Here is a 300-nt window from a genome sequence, read left to right as displayed (position 1 = left end):
AAGCAGGATTGTATTTACAGACCGCAGGCAAACTTGTATACAATAAATCCATCACGGCATCCCCGGCCCGTCCGGCCCGCCGCCCCATCCACAATAAGGAACACTGCTGTGAGCGCTGACTACCCACGCGACCTGATCGGATACGGCAACAACCCTCCCCACCCTCACTGGCCCGGCGATGCCCGCATCGCCCTGTCCTTCGTGCTCAATTACGAAGAAGGTGGCGAGCGCTGCGTCCTGCATGGCGACAAGGAGTCCGAGGCGTTCCTTTCCGAGATGGTGGCTGCCCAGCCCTTGCAG

1 pseudogene is annotated in these 300 nt (G+C 60.3%); it reads left to right on the top strand.

Going from position 1 to position 300, the window contains the following annotated elements:
• Window positions 1–108 precede the first annotated feature (108 nt).
• Window positions 109–300: pseudogene (locus tag ACLJNW_RS24310) on the top strand (allantoinase); the annotation flags it as partial.

The organism is Salmonella sp. SAL4457, from assembly GCF_046548235.1.
GTDB classification, from domain to species: domain Bacteria; phylum Pseudomonadota; class Gammaproteobacteria; order Enterobacterales; family Enterobacteriaceae; genus Salmonella; species Salmonella enterica.
The sequence above is the reverse complement of the archived record's forward strand: the minus strand, read 5'-3'. Positions and strand labels throughout refer to the sequence as shown.